This window comes from Neobacillus drentensis (assembly GCF_036962125.1).
Lineage (GTDB): Bacteria > Bacillota > Bacilli > Bacillales > Cytobacillaceae > Neobacillus > Neobacillus drentensis_B.
Genome location: NZ_JBALOA010000034.1, coordinates 32516 through 54351, shown reverse-complemented (window position 1 = coordinate 54351; position 21836 = coordinate 32516). Strand labels below are relative to the sequence as shown.

Annotated in this window: 14 protein-coding genes and 2 pseudogenes; 7 read left to right on the top strand and 9 right to left on the bottom strand. The window is 35.5% G+C overall.

The window, feature by feature from the left end; all coding sequences use genetic code 11:
• Window positions 1-1839: 1839 nt before the first annotated feature.
• Complete coding sequence (locus V7121_RS22510; RefSeq protein ID WP_335547937.1) at window positions 1840-2796, top strand: NPCBM/NEW2 domain-containing protein; 957 nt, start codon at window positions 1840-1842, stop codon at window positions 2794-2796.
• A 610-nt stretch (window positions 2797-3406) separates the two neighbouring features.
• Here the strand turns inward: V7121_RS22510 and V7121_RS22505 are convergent.
• From V7121_RS22505 to V7121_RS22495, 3 genes are all read right to left on the bottom strand, one after another.
• Entirely contained in the window at window positions 3407-3703 is a 297-nt protein-coding gene (locus tag V7121_RS22505; RefSeq protein ID WP_335547968.1) for a hypothetical protein, read from the bottom strand.
• On the bottom strand, window positions 3607-3855 hold the full coding sequence (locus tag V7121_RS22500; protein ID WP_335547936.1) for a hypothetical protein: 249 nt from the start codon (window positions 3853-3855) through the stop codon (window positions 3607-3609). The genes V7121_RS22505 and V7121_RS22500 overlap by 97 nt, the downstream gene beginning before the upstream one ends.
• A gap of 346 nt (window positions 3856-4201) precedes the next feature.
• Window positions 4202-6718, bottom strand: coding sequence for a methyl-accepting chemotaxis protein (locus V7121_RS22495; protein WP_335499705.1), 2517 nt, complete (start codon window positions 6716-6718; stop codon window positions 4202-4204).
• A gap of 330 nt (window positions 6719-7048) precedes the next feature.
• Between V7121_RS22495 and V7121_RS22490 the strand changes: the two genes are divergently transcribed.
• A complete protein-coding gene (locus tag V7121_RS22490; protein WP_335499703.1) occupies window positions 7049-8305 on the top strand; it encodes an SH3 domain-containing protein in 1257 nt (418 codons plus the stop codon).
• 709 nt (window positions 8306-9014) lie between these two features.
• Window positions 9015-9494: a PAS domain-containing protein gene (locus tag V7121_RS22485; protein ID WP_335499701.1), complete on the top strand. Its 480-nt coding sequence runs from the start codon at window positions 9015-9017 to the stop codon at window positions 9492-9494.
• A 214-nt stretch (window positions 9495-9708) separates the two neighbouring features.
• Here the strand turns inward: V7121_RS22485 and V7121_RS22480 are convergent, their stop codons facing one another.
• Window positions 9709-11202, bottom strand: a complete 1494-nt coding sequence (locus V7121_RS22480; protein WP_335499699.1) for a MucBP domain-containing protein — start codon at window positions 11200-11202, stop codon at window positions 9709-9711.
• Between the two features lie 556 nt (window positions 11203-11758).
• Between V7121_RS22480 and V7121_RS22475 the strand changes: the two genes are divergently transcribed.
• Window positions 11759-12730 carry an NAD(P)H-dependent flavin oxidoreductase gene (locus V7121_RS22475; RefSeq protein WP_335499697.1) on the top strand — a complete coding sequence of 324 codons (972 nt, stop codon included), beginning with the start codon at window positions 11759-11761 and terminating at the stop codon, window positions 12728-12730.
• Window positions 12731-13511: 781 nt separating this feature from the next.
• Here the strand turns inward: V7121_RS22475 and V7121_RS22470 are convergent.
• The 5 genes and pseudogenes from V7121_RS22470 to V7121_RS22450 all read right to left on the bottom strand — a co-directional run bounded on the left by V7121_RS22470 (window position 13512) and on the right by V7121_RS22450 (window position 19801).
• Window positions 13512-14126 carry a hypothetical protein gene (locus V7121_RS22470; RefSeq protein WP_335499695.1) on the bottom strand — a complete coding sequence of 205 codons (615 nt, stop codon included), beginning with the start codon at window positions 14124-14126 and terminating at the stop codon, window positions 13512-13514.
• A gap of 1120 nt (window positions 14127-15246) precedes the next feature.
• Window positions 15247-16623 carry a hypothetical protein gene (locus V7121_RS22465; protein ID WP_335547933.1) on the bottom strand — a complete coding sequence of 459 codons (1377 nt, stop codon included), beginning with the start codon at window positions 16621-16623 and terminating at the stop codon, window positions 15247-15249.
• Between the two features lie 241 nt (window positions 16624-16864).
• The gene (locus V7121_RS22460; RefSeq protein ID WP_335547931.1) at window positions 16865-17626 is read right to left on the bottom strand and encodes a hypothetical protein; all 762 of its coding nucleotides are present in this window, start codon (window positions 17624-17626) and stop codon (window positions 16865-16867) included.
• 265 nt (window positions 17627-17891) lie between these two features.
• Window positions 17892-19207 (bottom strand): annotated as a pseudogene (locus V7121_RS22455) (YifB family Mg chelatase-like AAA ATPase).
• 123 nt (window positions 19208-19330) lie between these two features.
• The gene (locus V7121_RS22450) at window positions 19331-19801 is read right to left on the bottom strand and encodes a transposase (protein WP_335547929.1); all 471 of its coding nucleotides are present in this window, start codon (window positions 19799-19801) and stop codon (window positions 19331-19333) included.
• A 181-nt stretch (window positions 19802-19982) separates the two neighbouring features.
• Here V7121_RS22450 and V7121_RS24985 point away from each other — a divergent pair, with 181 nt between their 5' ends.
• The 3 genes and pseudogenes from V7121_RS24985 (at window position 19983) to istB (ending at window position 21253) form a co-directional block, all read left to right on the top strand.
• Entirely contained in the window at window positions 19983-20234 is a 252-nt protein-coding gene (locus V7121_RS24985; RefSeq protein WP_420490741.1) for a Mu transposase domain-containing protein, read from the top strand.
• Window positions 20235-20273: 39 nt separating this feature from the next.
• Window positions 20274-20534 (top strand): hypothetical protein, encoded by a 261-nt coding sequence (locus V7121_RS22445; protein WP_335547927.1) that lies wholly within the window; start codon window positions 20274-20276, stop codon window positions 20532-20534.
• Window positions 20534-21253 (top strand): annotated as a pseudogene (gene istB / locus V7121_RS22440) (IS21-like element helper ATPase IstB). Before V7121_RS22445 ends, istB begins: the two are co-directional and overlap by 1 nt.
• Window positions 21254-21836: the final 583 nt, after the last annotated feature.

Here is a 21836-nt window from a genome sequence, read left to right as displayed (position 1 = left end):
TACTATTAAATCAATTACTTTGCAACAAACGGAAAAAATCAAAGCATTAAAAAATGCGGTTGAAGCATACGATACATATGAAAACATTAAGAAGTTAAGTGAAACTGTGGATATAACAATAAATGTATCTAAAATTCAAGAAAATCCCAAAGCAAATTCTCTAGCCATTCTTGCTTACGGGGTAATGAGTAATGATCATAAGTTTAGTGTTGGTGATTGGGATTATATCCTTCAGTTAGTAAAAGATAGAGGAATTAGTATAAAAGCAGGACATCCTTTAAAAAACATTAGTAATTATAAACGGCCTAACCTTGTAACGGATGGCTCAGCTAGTAAAGGGAAAACGGCACAGCAGCAATTACGTAATTTATTGTCTGACATATATTCTGTTCAAGTCGGTTCACAACCAGTTTATTATCCTGAGTATTCAAAGGCATTGGTGAAGGATTACACAAATTCATATCATTATTATATTAATGATTTAAAGGAATTAAATGTGGACCTTAACCTAAAGTTAACAGACATAAAAAAACGCTTCAATGTATCTCAAAAACCTAAACAGTATATTCCACCAGTCCAAATTAATGAGTCATTTCTAAGAGCAAAATATGAATATCAAAATGGATATGGAGAAAACGCATTATATTATGCATTTAAGGCTAAAAGAGAGGGCTATTATAATAAAGAGGTTCAAAATTTAATAGATTCGGCGTCAAACCGAATATTACAAATGGCTAAACAACAAATGAGTATTAATGTTAAATATTCATCTAATCTACTTTTTTATTTAACAAATACATCAGATATACCGAGCAGTATCCAACAAACAGCAGAAGACTTAAAAATGCATCTTCGGAAAGATTCAGGCTATTCTACCGCGTTGTGGTATTCACAAAATTACCAATATAAAAATAGTATTTATTTTGTTACTAAAGCAATACAGTACGGCTATGATACAAAGGAATCACAGAACCTTCTTAGTAGTTCAGCTAAAAATTTATTAGATTATGCTAATAAATTAAACTCAGCAGGTAATTATAAAGAATCTCTGGATTTGTTTACCTACATTAATAGTAATTCTTTAATTCCATCGGATATTAAGGATGCATCACAAACGGGAATCGATTCAATCAGGAAGGCATCAGGATATCCAGAANNATGGGCAGAAAAAGGAAGCCTTAGATTTATTTTCTTTTATTACAAACGAAACACTGATTCCAAGTTCAATTCGAGCCGATGCGCAAAAAGCAATCGATACCATAAAGACGGCATCAGGATATCCAGAAGCACTATGGTACTACCAAAATAATCAGTATAAAAACGGCATAATACTCTGTGCAAAAGCAATTCGTTATGGTTATGACAATAATGAATCTCGATCTTTATTATCAAATGCAGCTAATAGTTTACTAGCATATGCTTACAAAATAAATGCGAATGGGCAGAAAAAGGAAGCGCTAGACTTATTTGCTTTTATTACAAGTGAACAACTCATACCAGACAGTATTCGTAATGAAGCTAGTAATGCTGTAAAAACTATTAGTGATTACCTTTCAAAATAAAAAATTGACCACCTCGAAATACTTTCCTGTATTCTAATAATTGTCGAGATTATTAGAATCTGGAGGAAAGGTATGTACGAGATGGCTGGTTATGAGTTTATCAGAAATTCACATTATAAACTAGGGTGGCCAATCAGAAAGATAAGTAAGGAACAAAAGATTTCAAGACAAACTATTCGTAAAGCGTTAGAGCCACAGAGAAACCAAAATACCCATTAAAAGCATGAATGGGGGTCTAACCCCAATATTCTGTTTTGATAGACTAGGAGGAAAGTTAGTGAAAAGCAAGGTTTTTAGTGTAGTTGTTGCATTAATATTGTTAATCGGTATTACCCTGCCCAATGTAACTGTAGAAGCAGCAACATCCAATTCAGCATTACAAAAAAGGATAAAATCATTAGAGGAACAAGTCAAAAAACAGACGAAGGAAATTAAATCTTTAAAATCTTCTGTAAGTACTAAAAGTAAGCAACTGATTACAAAAACAAAAGAAGTTAACTCCGTTAAAACTCAATTAACAGTTAAGAACAAAGAAGTAAATACACTGAAGTTCCAAATCAGCAGTAAAAATTCTGAGATTTCATCACTTAAAGCCAGAATTCCTATCGTTAGTACAGGTAAGCTCTATAAAGATGGTATATCATCAGGGTCATCCCAGTTTATTAGCATGGGAGATAAGGATTATGTTGATATAAAAAATATCATTCCATTATTAACAATCTATGATCCGAACAGAGTATTTTACAACAGAACAACAAAGGACCTTTTCCTTGGAATAGTACCAAGAAATGGAATGATATCACTTACACAAATGAATCCATATTCAGTATTTGAAATGCCGTCTTATGGTGCCGAACTGGATATAAATAAATGGTCTGATGGTCAAACATTTTCTATCAATAACAAACGTTACATAACAGGAATTGGCGGAGATACTGTTCAGCCGTTGGACGTAGACCCTTATATAGAATATAAGCTAAACGGTAAATATAAGAAGCTGAAATTTAAATATGGGCTAGATGATAAGGCTGACCAACTTGCTAAAGGAGAACTCACTATATCTGGTGATGACAATCCCCTCTTTATTAGTGGAGAATTAAGGACTCAAGAGGAAGCCAAAGAAGTTGAGCTAGACGTAACCGGTGTTAACATTCTTAAATTGACATTCATCCATTTAAGTCCTTATCGTACAAATCCGTACCTAATTGTAGCAGAACCAGTATTAATTCCATAAACAAAATATAACTTACAATAAGATAATGGGTGGGCATATTGCCTACTCTTTTTTTGCCCTCTAAATATTCACAATTTTATAACAATAACTCTCTAAAATGACATATGAAACATGTACCAAGACCTAATCTGTCTATGAAGTTTATCCCTTACCCTTGCTGCATTCCTGTAATCCCCCGCCTTTTCACCATTCCATATGCATTTTTTGGTGACGGGCAATGAATTTATTTATTAAATTATAGGGCGTGCCAGGCACCAGTATTCAGGGACAGTGGGACAGCGGACAGCTGCGAAAAAAAGTTTCTTGTAAACTATTTGTATAATAGTTGGAGTATTCATTATGAATATGGAAGTGTGACCATATTAAACCAATTTATACTTTTTTTGACAAAAAAAGGGACAAGAAATTTAATACACCATCGAATCATCTATAGGAATTATTATGGATGACTTTTAACTTAGAATGGGAGACGAAGTTATTTTGACTACAGAGTTATTTTTAAATGGGGAATTAATGTTAAGCAGGAAAGAAGCTCATGGAAAAGGCAAGCAACTTGGAAATTAACCAGTTTTCACATCAAGGATGGAAAAACGTGAATATTATCAGAGCGTTAATCATTTAGATATCCGGAATGTCTTAGATGTGAAAGGATTCTTAATCGATATTCGTGCCAATTGGAATACATATGTAGCACAGGTGAGTCAATAGATTCAAAAAAATCCAATAAAAAGGAATATCTGGAATTAAACATTTTCATCCTATCTTTTGGATGGTGGTGAATGGTTTCAATTTGGAGATGAATGTGGTTTGTCATGAGGCAGTAGGAGAGGAGATAAAAAGGAAAATAAAGCCGAGCTTCTTCAAGAATTTGTAAATAAGCTTCGTAATCAAAATCATCATAAAAAATAGATGACCTTCGATTGCCACGATTCGTAATATCAACTTCAGGCTCCCTCTTTTCTTTTCATGGAATTCAGTTCCTAAAAAGAAATGGGAGTCATGCTGCTTTAATATGCAGGTGTCTGACTCCCGATCTCCTTTAAGTTGATTTTCCTCCATTGCGGCCTTCTATTTCTATTCACAAATTATGAGCGGCATCCCCATTAGTAGACACCACTAACAATTGCAAGCGCAGTTTTTTCATTCTCCCTTTAGAATTTCAAGAAAGGTTTCCATGATATCACCTCCTTCCCAATACGGAAAGAAGCGTAACAACCAACCATCCCAATAATATTCAGCTGCATTTTCGTTCTATCATTTTCCACCACTCTAAAAACCTATCAACCTTCGACAAATATCGAGGCGTGACAGACACCGCTAAATCATGTCCTAAAAAATTGAAATACTTTCTAGAAAGTCATCAGAGACTCTATATTCTTTTGGTCTTTGTTGACAGGTACCGAAATTAACCTTGTGTATTTACATTGCTAATTACTTGGGCTACATCTTCTACTTCTTTTGTTTGAGTTTCAATACCATTATATAATTCTTCTGTTTTCTTAAGGACATTTTCTACTTCTAATGCAATTTCTTTTCCATACATCGCCTGGACGTTCGTTGCAGTTGTCATCCCTCTAATCATTTCTTTCATGGTATTGATGTTACGAACGATTTCCTCAGCAGTAAGCCCTTGTTCCTTTGTTGCATGGGTCACAGAGCTAGATTGATTGGTTACAGCCTCTACTGCAGCAACTATTGCCTGGCTACCTTTAGCTTGTTCAGAGGTTGCAATAGAAATCTGTTGAACTAGTTCTTTTATATTGAGGATACTGTTAACAATTTCTTCAGCAGTGTTTGACTCCTCTTTTGTAGAATGAGTCATTTCCATTGCCAGTTTTTTAGCATTTTCAACAGACTGTATAATAGATTCACTCTTAACGCTTTGTTCTACTGTTGCATTTGCAATCTGGTTCATTTCCTCTGTTACTCGCGTAATACCCTTTGTAATTTTCTTAATCGCCTGATTCGTTTTTTCTGCTAGTAGATTTCCCTCATTAACCTTTTCGGTTCCTTCTTTAATTGAGGTTACTGCAATTGTTGTTTCCGCTTGAATTCCCTTGATCAGATCCGAAATTTCTTTTGTGGCTGTTGCAGACCGTTCAGCTAGTTTACGGACTTCATCTGCAACCACTGCAAACCCCTTGCCGTGTTCTCCTGCTCGTGCTGCTTCAATTGCTGCGTTAAGTGCTAACAAATTTGTTTGATCAGCAATGTTATCAATTACCTCAATAATACTACCAATCTCTTCAGAACTTTCACCTAATGACTCCATGACATGGCTAGCTTTTTCAATCACTTGAGAAATCTCTTTCATTCCATTCAGTGTCTCATTTAAAGAAGCGGTTCCCTCAAGGGCATCCCCTTTAACGGATTGACTTAATTGATTAACTGTTTGTGCACTATTGGCAACTTGCTGAATAGATACAACCATTTCCTCAACTGTTTCAGAGGTCTGTTCTGAAGCTGCCGCTAAATTATTTGCATTATTATTAACACCTTTAATAGAATGGCTCATTTCTTCAATAGAAGTTGAGATATGGTCAAAACTTTCTTCCGCACTACTTACATTAGCAGCAACTTGTTCAATGGACGCCATCATCCCTTGTATTGCAGAGTAAGAGTCCTCAGCTGCACCGGCTAAACTATCCGCATTTTCTGCCACTAAATGAATAGAAGCACTCATTTGTTCTACTGATGCAGAGATTTCATCAACATTGGCTGCAGTAACGCTAGTGTTTCCAGCTACTTGCTGAATAGAATCAACTAACTTACTTACAGAATCGTTTGCTTTATTCATAGCCCCTTCTAATTCTTGGGCATTAACGGCTGAATGATCTATGTTTTTTTTAATCTCTTTAATTAATTTTCGGAAATTCATTATCAAAATATTCAAAGAGTAACCTAGTTTTCCTAACTCATCTTTTCGCTTTAAGATCTTTTCGTTTACTTCATTTTCCAAATTCCCTTTTGAAACCTCTTCTGAGATGGCTACTATTTGCTGAATGGGTTTAATAATAAGTTTAAAAATTAATAGAGAAAGTAATACAAGTATAATAATGAATATACTACCGATAAGAAGGTTAATATTGATTAAACTATTTTTAACAGATGTACTTGTTACTTGTTTTTCATTAACATATAAAACACCAATCGGTTGCTTTGTAAAATCATTTAATGCTGATACCATTTCAGCATACTCAATTGAGTTGGAATGTGAGGTCTTAAAACTTTTCAGATTTGGATCCTTTTTAGTGATATAAGGATTAAGTTGATTTTTATCAACTTTAGCTGAAGTAGTTAATAATGTTCCATTGTTAGTTAACAACCCAAGATTATTATGTAAGGTAGCTTTAATTTCATTTAGTGCTTTATTATCAAGAATTCTCCCAAAAATTAATATACCTGTTGGGCTATCCTTGCCATCTTCATTGGTAATTTTTGAAACAGCAATAACTGCTAAGCCATTTGAAGTCTGAATAAGACCTGAAAAGTCATTACTGTTTTTTAATTTCTCTACAATTCCAGGATTACCAAGTTTGCCTGAGAATTCTTTTACACCTCCAACCTCAGAAATGACATTTCCCTCTAAATCAGATGTAGCAATAAAGTGTAAGTTCGGAACTGTATCTTTTATTGAGTTAACATTTTCCTTGATCCATGTTAAATCTTTGTTTTCAACGGCCTTTCTATAATCTTCCCAATAGGCATTGGACTTTGTTGTATCTAAAAGTTGATTCCCAAAGTTTTTTATTAGCTTTTCCGTTGCCATACTTGTTGTAAGAACTCTTTCTTTTTCCATTTGTGTTAAATCACCGGTTATATGGACATATAAATATGTGCCTGCAATGGAAATTGGTATAACCAAAAGTATAATTATTAGAGAAAGCATTTTGAACCGCAATGATTTTATTACTTTTTTCATAAGTACCTCCAAATCTGCTAGTAAATAAGTCACTGTTTTCTATTAATAGCATAATTATATTAAAACATTAGAATAAATCTACTTTTTTGTATTATTTTGTAGATTATTTTTGGAAAATGTTACATATAATCGAATAATTGGTTATATTTTTATCTTTGTAAACTCTTTGTATAATAGTCTGGAGATTTATCATGAATATGGAAGTGAGACCATATTAAACTAATTTCTACTTTTTTTGACAAAAAGGGACAAGAAATTTAATAACCCATCGAATCATCTATAGGAATTATTATGGATGACTTTCAACTTAGAATGGGAGACGAAGTTATTTTGACTACAGAGTTATTTTTAAATGGGGAATTAATGTTAAGCAGGAAAGAAGCTCATGGAAAAAGCAAGCAACCTGGAAATTCACCAGTTTTCACCTCAAGGATGGAAAAACGGGAATATTATCAGAGCGTAAATCATTTTGATATCCGGAATGTCTTAGATGTGAAAGGATTCTTAATCGATATTCGTGCCAATTGGAATACATATGTAGCACAGGTGAGTCAATGGATTCAAAAAAATCCAATAAAGAGATTGGTCGTGACGGGGATTTTTACCGTAGTTCTTGGTATTTCTTCCATCACTTCGAATGCCGCGGTAATAAAAGAATATACCTACCAGGTAAAAAGTGGCGAAAAAATTGAAGCAATCGCTGCGAAACATGGTGTAACAGCAGAAGAAATCTTAAATGCCAATGGGCTAACTGCCATTGACGGAAAGAATATTCTATTACCAATAGTAGAAGATCGAATGGTTATCGCTACTGTACTTAATATTCGATCCAAACGGACCACTGAAAGTAGTATTATAGGAAAGTATAAAAAAGGTGATGTGGTTAAGGTTGTATTCGAAGAGGACGGATGGGCTGGCATTTTGATTAAAGGAAGACTTTGTTTTGTGAGTGCGGATTATCTTACATCAAAGCAAGCGGATGAAACACTACCAAGCCAAACTACTAAAACCATGTATGTAACAGCAACATCGTTGAGAGTACGACAAGCAGCTTCGACAAGAAGTGCAATTATTGGCACTTTAAAATTAAACGATCGTGTGTCCAAAATATCCACTTCTAATGGTTGGGCTAAGATTCAACTCAACGGCAAAATAGCGTTTGTGAGTGAAACTTATTTAACGAATAACAAGCCAAGCAAAAATATTAATGATACGTTGAATCACACAGGCACCTATGTGATTCAGAGCAGTGATACTTTTGCAAAAATCGGTAAAACATTAGGGTTCTCTGTTTCACAGATTCAAGATCTAAATCCAGGAGTTGAACCAACAAAGTTGAAAATTGGACAAATCATCAAGATCCCTTCAACTACTGCACCTACTGTCAATCAAATAATCATAGAAGCTCAAATAGGTGGGGTAGATAATAACGGAACGTTTCGGTTTATCACGTCTGAGGGTACCAAATATACGGCAAAAGCAACGGGCAATAGGATTAATGAATTATTTGAACATCAAGGAAAGAAAGCAACACTAACACTGGAAGGTAAAAGGGGGACAATGTTGACTTTAGTAGCCGTTCGATAAAGGGTAGCAATTTGTGGGTCATACCCCATAGCCATCAAGTTAGGCTAAATACTGATGTAATTTGGTCTCCAATACCCACAGACTTCTAGTAAATACCCGCTTTTCAACACTACACAAACGTTTAATTAAAACCTAAATTACTTCTAGGGCTTCTAGATTTAATTCTGTTTCCTCTTCTTGATTATTATTCCCAATCGGGCAGTGACAGACAAATGAAAGAAAGGAGAAGCTAAACTAATACGAGCTTCCCCTTTCTTTCTCTCCATATTTAAGACAATCCCTTTAATAAAATACTTTATGAATCTCCGAGCCTACAAATCTCGATATATATCGGGGCGTGACAGGCAATTGAATTGAGTTCGACTTCAGACAAGTCCTTGCCTTTTTGGCCCTGCCTTGTCCGAAGTTGGTTCGGCTTCAAATTCCATTTTTCCTTTACATAAAATACAATTCCTATTAGATCTATTTTTCAGCAAATCCCTATTAACCAAACGTTTTGAGCTTCGTGTATGATCAAAAGTAAATTATTTCAACAAATGCAGTTGATAACAGGCGCTGTGTTATAAATCACATTTGTCTATCATTAATAATGCTATCATTATTAATGAGGTTAGATAATAATCACTTAGAAGTGGCCGATTTTTTCTCGCAAAAATTTGTACTATTTTATTCTTCTCATAAACGGAGATTGTATATAGGAGGGCTTTAAATGTCTGTAGAAAAATTATCTGAATTAATTAGTCCTGAAGCTGTTATTAATTTTGAGACTGGTGCAATTAAAGCAAGCACTTTGGATTCAATTATCAATCTTTTACCATTTGAAATGGGCTTTTGCGACGCCAACGATATTTTCCGCTGGTATTCAAATAATCCCAACCGTGTCCATGGTCGTCGTAAAGAAGCAATTGGTTGCCATGTGCTTGAGCTTCACCCAAAAGTGGCTCATCACGTTGAAAAACTGTTGAATGATTTTCGTTCTGGAGCACGTGACGAATGGGAGTTTTGGTTCCCAAAACGTTCTGGTGAAGAAAAGGGCCAAATTTACCAAAAATTTATGGCGGTACGTGATGAAAATGGAAAATACCTTGGCTGTATGGATGTGACCGTTAATATCGACCTTTTCCATGGAAAAGAAGGTAAAAACACCCCTGAAACTATCGGCGAATTTATAGCTGTAAAGCCTGAATAAGTAATATCTTTTCAATTTAAAAGGTTGCCGAAAAACACATTGAATCCCCCAATTCAATGTGTTTTTCTTTATAACAGAAGTTTTGGTTTTTTGAGATTATATCGTTCATAGTGCATTATGAATCTCCGAACCTACAAATCTCGACAAATCTTGGGCGGTGACAGGCACCGATATTAACTTTGGTTGAACCGTTAAAGTGCTACTCTTTCGTTTATTAATAAGGGTTTGTTGAATACCTTAGTCCAGGATATCTATCATCCTTAAGTATCCATAATCCATTTTCATAAGAATAATGTTTAGCCGTGCCTGTTTCAGGGTTGAATTCTTGCCAAAATGCTTTTTGGAAAGGGACTATCGGTAGCGTAAAACTATCCGGACTTGACAAAGATACATAACAATTTCTTTGCTGCCATTCTACAAAACCAGTTAATGGAACGTAAAAGTATACCAAATGACCATTCGATCTATTTGTATAATAATTCCCATCAGATGTTTTTATTCTCATGTAGTCTTTTTCAGCAGCCTTTTCCATTTGCACTAACTCACTTACGTCAGTATCTCTGTAATATTTTGTGAGTTCCTCATCATAGTACAGAGACATCGAAAGAGTGTAAACGCGATTTGTGAAATAATAATTATCCCATAAATCTGAAGGTGTTTCGCGTTTATAGTACGTGGTTAACGTCTCGTTCCGAGTTACAGTTATACCTTCCGTGCTGTATGTTTTATATCCGGAAATCGTTTTTATCTTTGATACATATTTTGTTCCATATTTGACACCTTCAATGGTATCCTCACCCAATATTTCATCGGTATCTATATCTCTATGAAGGGTTGTAATGTAATAGTTTTTCGCTTCATATTTGTAGGTTATGGTTTTTGATTCCTTAATGGTGTTGGTTTGTGAACTCGGTCCAATATAACCAATAATAATCTTGATTGGAGATTCATATTTTCTATTATATTTCACATAAGCTGTTACATCGACTGCAAGCCTAGCATTTGTGTCTTTGTCGACAAACTCTGTTGTCACTTTAAATGTTTTAGGCAAATATTTGTATATAATAGTTTTTGTTCCATTAATAATGTTCGTTTGAGCATTTGGTTTGGTGTATCCATTTATTTCTTTTCGTGGCGATGTATAACTTCTATTGTACTTTACACTGGATGAAGTATTGGTTGAGATGGTGGCCTGTGTTTCGCTATCAACATACTTTGTGGTTACAGTATATGTCTTAGGTATGTATTTGTAAGTAATAGTTTTATTTCCTTTAACTATATGTTTATCTACTCTAGGTTTATCGTAGCCAGTAATGGTGCGTTGATAGGCACTATACACCGTGTCATATTTGGCTGTTGATTTATGGTCACTGGCGATTTTTGTATTTGTTTCTTTATCTCGATATACTTCGGTGACAGTGTAAGTCCTTGGTGAATACTTGTAAGTAATCGTGATATTCTTCTTGATAGTCTTCTTAATTGTGGCAGGACTTTTATAACCAGTAATTGTTTTTTTCTTTGCCGAATAAATCTTTCCCTTGTTGATCTTAGTTGTATAGTCGCTTGAAATTATTTTGCCAGTATCTTTATTAACATATTTAACAATGACTTTGAACTTTGGTGCGGCTGCGTTTGCTTTAATTGTCCCGATAAATAATGTGCCACATCCCAACAATAAAATAAGTATTACTAATTTTGCCTTTTTCATTAGAGCTCTCCCTCAAATTATTTCTCTTAAGTTTATTATAACACCAATCGAAATTGGTTCCCCTGATTATGGGAGTTATTTAAGCCTTGTTGTTGATAAAGATTTTTTCTTTGTAAAATGTTGTTATTTGAAATAAAGTTTGCTTAAAAACACCTCAAACCTATTTTTTTCGATAAAAAAGAACTGGCCGTTCGAGATTTACAAGAATTGATGGCTACGTTCTAGGGTCTTATCTTAAAATGCAAACCATGCTGGAACATCAGCATGGTTTTTTACAACCCAATGGGACGGTGACCAATGGATAAAAAAGCTTTGTTAGAAATGCCATTAAAAAGCGAAAAAAACGCTCTGGGCCATACTTCACACTTTACCGCGTTAAACTTCAGCTGAGTGGGGGTCTGACCCAAAATGTGTATTGCTCTTTTTAAATTTTGAACATTATGTGTCAAAAAGGAAATTTATTTCTAACTTTTGCTTTAACCATTACATACATCACTATTTCTAAGAAAACCCTATTGTTACTATTAGTGAAATTAAGCTTCACTTAATAAAGGTAATGAAATGGGGTAATTTTTTGAACATTCCACAATTGAAAATAGGTCATATGGTGCCAAAGTTTCCAATCATGCAAGGTGGTATGGGTGTAGGAATTTCCTTAAGTGGACTTTCTTCTGCTGTTGCGAATGCTGGAGGAATTGGGATCATATCAGGAACTGGGATTACCGTTGATGAAATGAGATCTCACATAAGGAAGGCCAAGGAGAGTATTAAGGATTCCGGCTATATTGGAGTAAACGTTCTTTTCGCTATGAATGACTTTGCTGAAAAAATGAAAGCTGCCATTGATGAAAAGGTTGATTTCATCATATCAGGTGCTGGTATTTCAAGAGATATGTATGCTTGGGGCAAAGAATCCGGAATACCCGTCATCTCGATTGTGTCTTCGGCGAAGCTCGCTAGGTTGTCAGAACGTCTTGGTGCTTCAGCAGTTGTTGTAGAAGGTCATGAGGCCGGCGGACACCTTGGTACGGAAAGACCTTTATTTGATATTTTGCCAGAAGTAGTTGAAGCTGTTACGATTCCAGTTATTGCTGCCGGAGGAATTATGACCGGTGAAGATCTTGCGAGAGCTTTTCGGGCAGGAGCGTCTGGGGTACAGATGGGAACTAGATTCGTTGCTAGTGAAGAGTGTGATGCACCTTTATCATTTAAAGAAAAATATGTACATGCCGAGCAGGAAGATACCATGTTGGTAAAAACAACGGTTGGTCTCCATGGTCGTGCAATTAAGAACCAGTTTACTGAACTTATTTCTGATGATAAAAAGGTTAAAATTAAAAAGTGTATAGATTGCCTAAAAAATTGTTCTTACCGTTTTTGTACGCTAGATTCTTTGATAACATCGATGAATGGAGATTGCGAGAATGGTCTAGTTTTTGCGGGGGCAAGAGTACATGAAATCAAAGAAATCCTACCAGTTGAAACAATTATCAACAATATTATGAGTGAATATAAGGCTTGTATTTGATTTTGAAGGTACCTGCCCCCTCAATTCGGTAAGGTACCTTTCCCATTTTTACAAACCCGTTTATTTATGGTACAGTTCATTCCGATTGATACGATAAGCACTATTAACGGTCTCATTCCTAGCGAAAGGTCATAATGCGACACCTTTTCGAAGAATTAACAAAAGGGCTATACTAATCAAACGTTTGGTTGAAACGGCCACAAGGACTGATTTATAAGAATTCCTCCTGCAAAGTAGCCACGAACATTGTCGAGAGGATTCGCATGAATTTTCCCTCTATTCTACAAAAATAGAGGGGTTTCTCTTAAACTTACATAATTCTAGAAATCTCCCTCCTTTTCACCATTACACAAACGTTTAATTAAAAGTGCCCTCAGCCCCAGTAATTCCTAGATTTCCAGCACTAAACACCTGGAATAAGTGTCGATAACTGCCATACCAACATTTTTGTCGGTTATAGCCTGTGGAGTGATTTTGTTTCTAATTATGTAATGGTCTTAAAAAGGAGAATTTTCTTAAAAAATGTCACTCAAGGGGAATCTAGAAGACTTTTTAACTCGATTGCCTAAAATGTCGGCCTTAGAAATACTGTTGCTAATGCACCCAGCACCAGGTTTAGCCCAACTAATTATCTGGTAGTGACAGGCACCTATATCTAAAAAATATAAAAGTACCCTTAGTTTTGTAGTAATCTAAAGGGTACTTTTACTTTATCCTACTATTATTTTTTCAAACCTAACCGATTCATTACGTATAATATAAGGGAGAGCTGTTTTTGTGATTATAACTGGTCCATGTCCAATCCAATGCTCTTAGCTAACTCCTTGATAATTTTCATGGATTCATCTATATCCCATTTAACTTGATGTTGATTATTAAGGTATACATTCATATCGGATTCCTTACCCCCACTAAACATAAAACCTTCCCAAGTAGCTGCCATTGGGTCCAAATCTTTAGCAGCCATTAACATATACTCATGCGCATGTTGTACACCTAGATTATCTCCAGCGTCTACACTTTTTAATTTCAAAGCAAGAGAATCCAGCTGCTCCACAATAGCCATAACTTCTTGTTTATATTGATCTGTCTGGGTATAAGCAGGATTTTGAGTGACAGTCAAACTAAGTTCTGTCATTTTATTTAGGATCTCCTTCTGCTCATTTAAAAGGGGGGTGATTTGATCAGTATAATTCGTGATAGCAATAAGAGTAGCTGCTCGTAATTTATTGACTTTTTCTGTTTTTATTTCCTCTTCCGATTTCTCCGTCTTTTCAGTCTTTACCGATTTTACGGATTCCGTTGTTTTCTTCGGTAAAGAAAATCCTTCCCTAGAAAAATAACCAATAAAAAAAGTCATCAAAAGTAAGGGAATAATAAAGAATAATTTCTTCATTCAATCACTCCAAACGTTATAGGTTATTTAATTATAACAAGAAAGATAGCCGGAAAAGAGCTATCTTTTGGTTTCATGCCGATTTATTATTCTACTTTCTTGTCCAAATGTACCGATTCTACAGGGCGTGACAGGCACCTGAATCTATTAATTCATAGTTACTAGTTTTATGAAGATCTGGCTGCAGATTTCTTGTTCGACATTATTAAGAAAAATTTGTATCTATTTAGCGAACGATTTAATTAATATTGTGAATCAATCTATGGTTAAATGTTATTAACTAACACGTTTCAGAAGTGGACTCAAAATATGGATAAGAAAGACGAAGCATTTTAAGAGAAAACAAATTGACTAATTCTATAAAGGGGTTAGTTAAAATCGTTCCTAGCGATAATCTCCAACCATTAAGGATTTTACAGATTTATACGAAAGAGATATAAGACAACTGTAAAATTGATGTCGATAATATTCCAAATTCAGTTTAGAAAAACAAAGATTTAAGACAACTATCACTAGGGGTGGATTCAATGGAAGAGCAAAGGAATCTATTTGCTGGATTATTGTGGGGAACTTCACTAAGCGTTCCATTATGGATTGCGTTTCTCGGTTGGATTAAATTGTTCACTCACCTTATTCTTTAATACTTAGAATAGTTAAACTGATTGTTTTTAATTAACTTGGAATACTATTATGGCAATATGGACTCTAGTTTCAAGTATTCAGCAACAACTTCATACTATCATTTTATCTTTAGCTAAAAGCCTATCAATCTTTTACACATACCAGGGCATGACAGGCATCGATTTTAAGGTAATCAACCTATTTCTTAAAAAAGAATACCCTTTCTGCCAAACAATTTTGGTCATAAAGCCGAACATCATCTTCAGCCTCAAAAAATGTTGTGTACCTTTCCTTCCTTGCAAGGCTAGCAGCAAATTGTAAAGCTTCTCCACTCTCCAAATCAATTGGACTCCATAAACTTTTCCCAAAACCGTCAATCATAAAAAACCATTGTTATGCAAAAAGAGTAAAAGCATTATTCATGCTTTTACTCTTTTTATTGATGACCAAAAAATATATGAAAATGATTGATGTTGCCTATGGTTTAGTCTTAGGAATGTTATTGTACAGTGTAGCTGCCTTCATTAATTTCTACATCAGCATATTCTTTCCCATAAACTGTCGTTAAGTAAGATACGTTTATTGCTGAATGATCTTCAAAGAGAACTAATTTAACTAGAGTGCTAGGAGTGAATTGGTATGATGTAGTTACTCCATTTACCGTTGAAAAACCATTTACATATCTTGATTTATCATAGCCATTTACAACACTGTATTTTACTCCAGTCATATCAAATAATTGAAGTAATTCACTTTCAGTTAAACGATATTGCCAATAATAATTCACAATAGATTGATATTTTACTTGCGCAGTATTTTCCACTTTTACTTCTTCATAAATCGCCTCTTGAGCAATGTACGTATACTCCTCTTTTTCAGTATATGTGTATTCTTCTTTTTCAATATATGAATAAGGTTCTTTTACCATTTGCGTTTCATATACATCTTGCATCTCGGTTCTATAGTTTGTTACAGTGTCTATTCTTGTTCCCACTTGTCTCCAGTGTATATCTTTTCTTATTTCATTTGTAGACATGTTAACAGTAGGCTGTAAGTTAAAGTATCCATCTGCAGTTTTCGTTTGTTTTGACCAAGTGTAGACTTTTTTACTGGTTGTTTTTACATTTTTGTAATGAACATAAACTGTTGCAGTTTTAGTATACCTTTTCCACCTTTTGCCAACCTTCTTGTAGTCATTGTACTTGATTTTTCCTTTGTACCAAGTCTTATTTGCTATTGATAATTTAGTTCCTTTTGCAATTTTAATATCGACCTTTTTACCCTTGTAGTTGCGAGCAGTTAATTTGTACTTGTTGTTAGTCTTTGTGTAACCTTGTACACTTTTCTTTGCAGTATAAGTTTTTGTAGTTTTCGGCACATTGGCATAAGTTACAAATGTCACCTTTGCCTTTCCCCACTCTTTATTTATCTGCGTTAGTTTCACTTCTCTATCTGTACTAGCACAAGTATACGCTTTATCTTTTGTTCGAACTTCTAATCCACCACTATTAAGAATGGGCTTAGTGTCAAAACATACCCCTTTTTTTGCATAGTATCCATTTACTACCCAATCATAAACTGGATAGCTAAACTTTTCTTCGTAAGGAATGGTTACTTGCTTTTGCCCTATAAGAACCTCTTTCTCAACATCTCTATATCCAGTCTTTTCTACATCTCTATATCCTACTTTTTCTACATCTCTATAACCGATCTTTTCAACATCTTTATATCCTACAATCTTTTGCTCTAAGTGAGTTGATACATTTTCCGCTATTGATTCTAAAGGCATTGTACTCGCTTCTGTTTTATCCCCGACCCCTGCGAATAATCCAAGTGCTAATGCTCCTATTGCGATCCCTTTTAATAACTTTTTCATGATTAATTCCCCTAAGTTTTTTTATTTATTCGCTGCTTCTATAGCCTACCACATCATCAAGCCATTTTCCTTATGCGAAATTACTCAAAAATATTCCTTTCCCGCTATTATTTTAGATTCCTGAGCAAGGGAAATTATCATGCTCATACTAAAAATCCCATGTTTTATCCAACAGGTTCCAATTGAATTATCTTATTCTACAAATCTCGATATATATTCGGAGCGTTACACGCACCAAATTCTATTTATTCTTTTTAAGCCAACTGATAGCAATAAAGTAACCAATGACGGGTGATATCCCATATCCCATGATTGGCAATGGGAAATTACCAAATAAAGTTACAATGATCGCGATTAAGAAGTAAACCCCTAAAGATAAAGAAATGACATTTTTATTACCGTTAAGAAAGAATGGACATAATAATAATATGAGAGACAAAATGCCTAAAATGAACCAGACAGTTCCAAGGTCTGCGACTAAGAAGATAATATCTTCTACATAAGGAACTGGTTCTAAATCATCGAGAAAAATCCACGATATGATAACGAAGACTGCAATAAAAGTTAAACTGAAAAACTTTATTATCCATTTACTAATCGTTTTCCACAAAATAATAGCAGCTGCACATGCAAATGCGGTTAATTGACCTGCATCTGGATGAAAAAACAATATTAATAATGTAATAAAGAGTAATCCTATAACATAGCGTTCATGTTTGTTTAAAGCTAATTTATATAAATGAATGATTAATAAAGGCAAAATAATACTTGCTACATAAATATTAATTGGCCCAAAGGTTAACCATCGATGAACACCATCTAATCCATTAAACAGAAATGGAAAAACTAATAAAACAATTATAACGATGGTAGGAAGTAAATTTCCTATACTTAATTTTCTTTTCTTATTACGAAATAAATAACTAGAACCCAAAACAGTTCCTAATAACCAGATTAATATATTTTGAATCCAAATGCTTGAAGCCACCCCATTTGAAACCATTGCAAAGGTCCCTATAAGAATAGCAGGTAAAATAAGCAAATAAGATAGGATATTTTTAAAAATATTTATGTTAACACATCCTTTTTAGTATTTTTTATCCATGAAAATTTTAACATAAAAATTACCAACATTTTTAATTTCTCTTAAAATACGGCTGCCCCTTTAGTGATAAAATACTCTTTATTGCAGGACTCATTTCTTGTTTGTATTTCTTCTGGAGGACTGACCCCATTATCGAATAAACACAAGAACTTCCCATGAGCTTTTATGTCTCCCTCGCAAGAGCTTGTTGTTTATGGAGTCTCCATCTTCTCAAAGTCATCGCCTCCCAAAGAGCTGTTTCGCTTATTTTTTCTTCTTCAGCTAGGTCCGAGATAGTTCTCGCCATTCGAATTATTTTAATTTGAACGCGATTACTCCAGTTTTGCTTTGCAGCAACGTTCGTAAGCATTTTTCGCTGTTCAGTTGTTAATGGACTCGTTTCCATCATGACTTCAAACGGAACTTTGGCATTTGTTATTTCAGATTGATAGCGTTGATACTGGAGATGCCGTGCCATTTCAACCCGTTCTCGGATATCGTGGGAGGAATCTTGATTGAAATTTGTTTGATCTAAATTAACAGACTTCAATGATAGCAGGATGTTTTAGTGAACTCCGCTATTTCGTCAAGGAACAATACGCCATGATGGGCAAGTGAAATTTCTCCTGGTCTGGGTGATGATCCTCCACCAATGATGGCGACTGAGGATGCTGAGTGGTGTGGATGTCGGTATGGGGCATTTTGATGTAAGCTTCTACTCTCTCCTGCCAACTGATATAGGCTCATTACTTCTAGCTGTGCTTGATTAGTTAGGGCAGGCAAAATGGAAGGAAACGTTTCCGCCAACATACTTTTCCCACATCCCGGCGGGCCGGTCATGATCACATTATGTTCACCAGCCGCAGCAATCTCAAGTGCCCGCTTTGCCTGCTCGTGGCCAATAACATGTCGGAAATCCTTTTGTGGTGAACCGGAACTAAGAGGAGTTTGATTATTCGAAGGTATGTTAGGGGGAAAAGGCAGTATTTCTTGCCCTTCTAAGTGCTGGACTACTTCCTCAATATGCTGAACGACGATATACTCCAAATCTTTTAACATCTGAATGGGTATGGTGGGATCATAGGGAATGTAAATTTTCTTTAAGCCTAGCCCTTTAGCAGATATCAAAGCAGGCAGCATTCCTTCGGCTTTTACTACCATCCCATCCAGAGATAGTGCTCCAATAAACGCTGTATCCACTGGAATTCTTCCCTTTATCATGTTCAGTTCTTTTAAGGCTGCAACAGCAATCGCCAAATCAAATAGCGGTCCATTTTTCTTTTGTTCAGAGGGTGATAGATTGACCACAATCTTTTGGTCTGTAACATCCACATCAAAATGGCCAAGTGCCGCTAGCACACGTTCCCTGGATTCTTTTACTGAGGCATCCGGCAAACCCACAATCACCATGGATTCCGCCCCTGGTTTGATCCTTACTTCTGCCTGAACTAGATAACCTTCAAGACCTTTCAATCCAATACTTAAGGCTTTCACAGTCATATAGAACTTCCTCCTACTATCTTTCTATTTAATTTGTTCACTTGATATCGGATTGTTTAGAAGAGGTCCTTCAACAAACTTGCGGTAGTTTTCCTTCTGCGGTTCTGGAAAATAAGATAATATTTAAGTGGTTGTTATATGAGGATTTACAGAGTTCGAAATGTAAGCATTATAGCTACTCCATTGGTAATCGCATGGGGATTTTACCATGTTTGCCTCTACAGGATTCAAATGAATATATTTGCTAGCATCTAATAGATAGTCTTTGGAATCAATAAGTTCTGCTCCATATCTACCTTGAAAAACATGACCTACGAGGTGATGACGTTTATTAAAATACATCGCATATCTGGAATTAAGCATTTTCATCATATCTTTTGGATGGTGGTGAATGGTTTCTATTTGGAGATGAACGTGGTTTGTCATGAGGCAGTAGGAGAGGAGATAAAAAGGAAAATAGCGACGTGTTTCCTCCAGAAACTGTAAATATACTTCATAATCAAAATCATCATAAAAAATAGATGACCTTCGATTGCCACGATTCGTAATATGATACTTGGCACCAGGAAACCAGACGCGGTGTTTTCTCGACAACTGAGCATAACACCTCTCTTTCTATCATAATTCTTTTTCCTAATACAATATTCTACATCATCCGAGTTTTTCCTCTATCATTCGGTAAAATTGCAAATAAATTTTTAAACAAAATAAGATAGAAAGACTCTTCATCTCTCTATCCTACTTTACCGCGTTAAACTTTTAGCTAAGCGGGGGTCTGACCCCCGAATTTCACGGTTATATCAAGCTAGATCTTAACTTATATTCGACTTCACCAAGATATGCGCTAGGCAAGGTCCTAGTGAGAATCTCATATAACAAAGTTGAAATTTTGAACGATGACCACCACCTCGTTGTCAGCCATTCCCGACTGTATGGCCAATACAGAAAGTCCATGAAATGGCAGCCATATCTAAATTTGATGGCCAAACGGCCTACGGCACTTAAGTATACAAGTTTCTATGATTAGCTCCCGGAAGAATGGAAAAGTTATTTTGGTGCTTGTACAGTGCCTGAAAAACCAGAAGCGCTGAAACTATTATCTATAATTCTGAAAGACCACGATTTCAGTGTCATTACGAAAGCACTGGCCATTGCATCGGAACATGGGCATCCCTCCGTGGATGCCATAAAACAAGTATTCTATCAACTTATTAACGGACGTGGAATCCGTAGTGATATTAAGCCGAACATATCGCTACCCAAACTACCGGAAGCAACGCGAGGCCTCGGACATTATGACCAGCTCCATAAAGGAGTGGACGCATAATGAATGAGCAAATTAAAACCTATGCAAAGCGATTGAAGCTGAGCTGGATCAAAGAACATTTTCATGAAGTGGAATGCTCAAATAATCAAGAGTATTTATTTAAGATCTTTGAAGCAGAAATCCAGCAGCGTGAAGAACGCAAGGTTAACCTCCTATTAAACCAAGCTACGCTTCCAAAAGTGAAAGGAAGACCGTTTGATTGGAGCGAAGTTCAGATTCCGGCAGGAATGACAAAGGAGTAACTATTGAATGGGGAGTTCATAGAAAAGCAGGAGAATAACATTTTCTATGGTGGGGTAGGTGCAGGTAAGACTTACCTCGCCACGTTGATTGGTTTGAATGCCATACATAAGTTTGGCAAGTCCGTAAAGTTCTATACAGTTGCAGGATTGGTAAATAGGTTACTTGAAGCAAATGAAAAAGGCACTTTACCGAAATTGTTTAAGCAAATAGAAAAGCTGGATTTATTGATCCTAGATGAACTGGGTTACATCCCCTTGCATAAACAGGGTGGAGAGTTATTATTCCAAGTCATTTCAATGTGTTATGAGGCCAAAAGCATCATTATTACAACCAACCTGCAGTTTGGTCAATGGAACCACGTTTTTGGTGATCCAATCTTAACGGAGGCAGTCAATGACCGACTGATTCACCACTCTCACCTAGTGGTTTTCAACGGTGATAGTCATCGCTATAAAGAGTCATTATTACAAGCATAGCAATAATGTTGGCAAGTGGTTACATTTTTAGTTGCCGATTAATACATTTTTTACTTGCCAAATACACCTTTAAACTCTACTTCTTAATTCCGGTGTCGAGGTGTTTAAGGAATTCAGGGGTCTGATCACTAGCGTTGTATGGAAGTAAATGATTTCAATATATACAAAAGTTTTACACCTAAAAGATCATGGGAACGGTTCTGCCGGCTTTTCTAAAGGTTTTCCTGACTTTTTGTAGCAGACGTTTAGCAAAAAATGGATGGAGTAATTTGGAGATTAGTGTATGATAGCTTTGTTAGAAATAGTTTACTCCTTTGCTTCCGCTAAAGATCCCCCTTATGTGCTTATCCAACCATGGAAAACCTATCCTTTAGGGGCGTGACACGCACCGGTATTAAGATTTACAAGAATTGATGGCTACGTATCAAGGACCCGTATCTTGAGATAAAAACCATGCTGGGCATCAGCATGGTTTTTTACATCGCTCTATGAACCGGTGATAGATATTTTGAAAAAACTTTACTAAAATGCCACTAAAAGGCGAAAAAAAACCAATGTAAACAAGGCTAGTGGGGCTGACCCC

Coding starts and splice junctions, on each gene's coding strand:
- V7121_RS22500 (WP_335547936.1), bottom strand. CDS start 3,855: ATGGAGGAAAATCAACTTAAAGGAGATCGGGAGTCAGACACCTGCATA.
- V7121_RS22495 (WP_335499705.1), bottom strand. CDS start 6,718: ATGAAAAAAGTAATAAAATCATTGCGGTTCAAAATGCTTTCTCTAATA.
- V7121_RS22485 (WP_335499701.1), top strand. CDS start 9,015: ATGTCTGTAGAAAAATTATCTGAATTAATTAGTCCTGAAGCTGTTATT.
- V7121_RS22480 (WP_335499699.1), bottom strand. CDS start 11,202: ATGAAAAAGGCAAAATTAGTAATACTTATTTTATTGTTGGGATGTGGC.
- V7121_RS22475 (WP_335499697.1), top strand. CDS start 11,759: ATGAAATGGGGTAATTTTTTGAACATTCCACAATTGAAAATAGGTCAT.
- V7121_RS22470 (WP_335499695.1), bottom strand. CDS start 14,126: ATGAAGAAATTATTCTTTATTATTCCCTTACTTTTGATGACTTTTTTT.
- V7121_RS22465 (WP_335547933.1), bottom strand. CDS start 16,623: ATGAAAAAGTTATTAAAAGGGATCGCAATAGGAGCATTAGCACTTGGA.
- V7121_RS22460 (WP_335547931.1), bottom strand. CDS start 17,626: ATGGTTTCAAATGGGGTGGCTTCAAGCATTTGGATTCAAAATATATTA.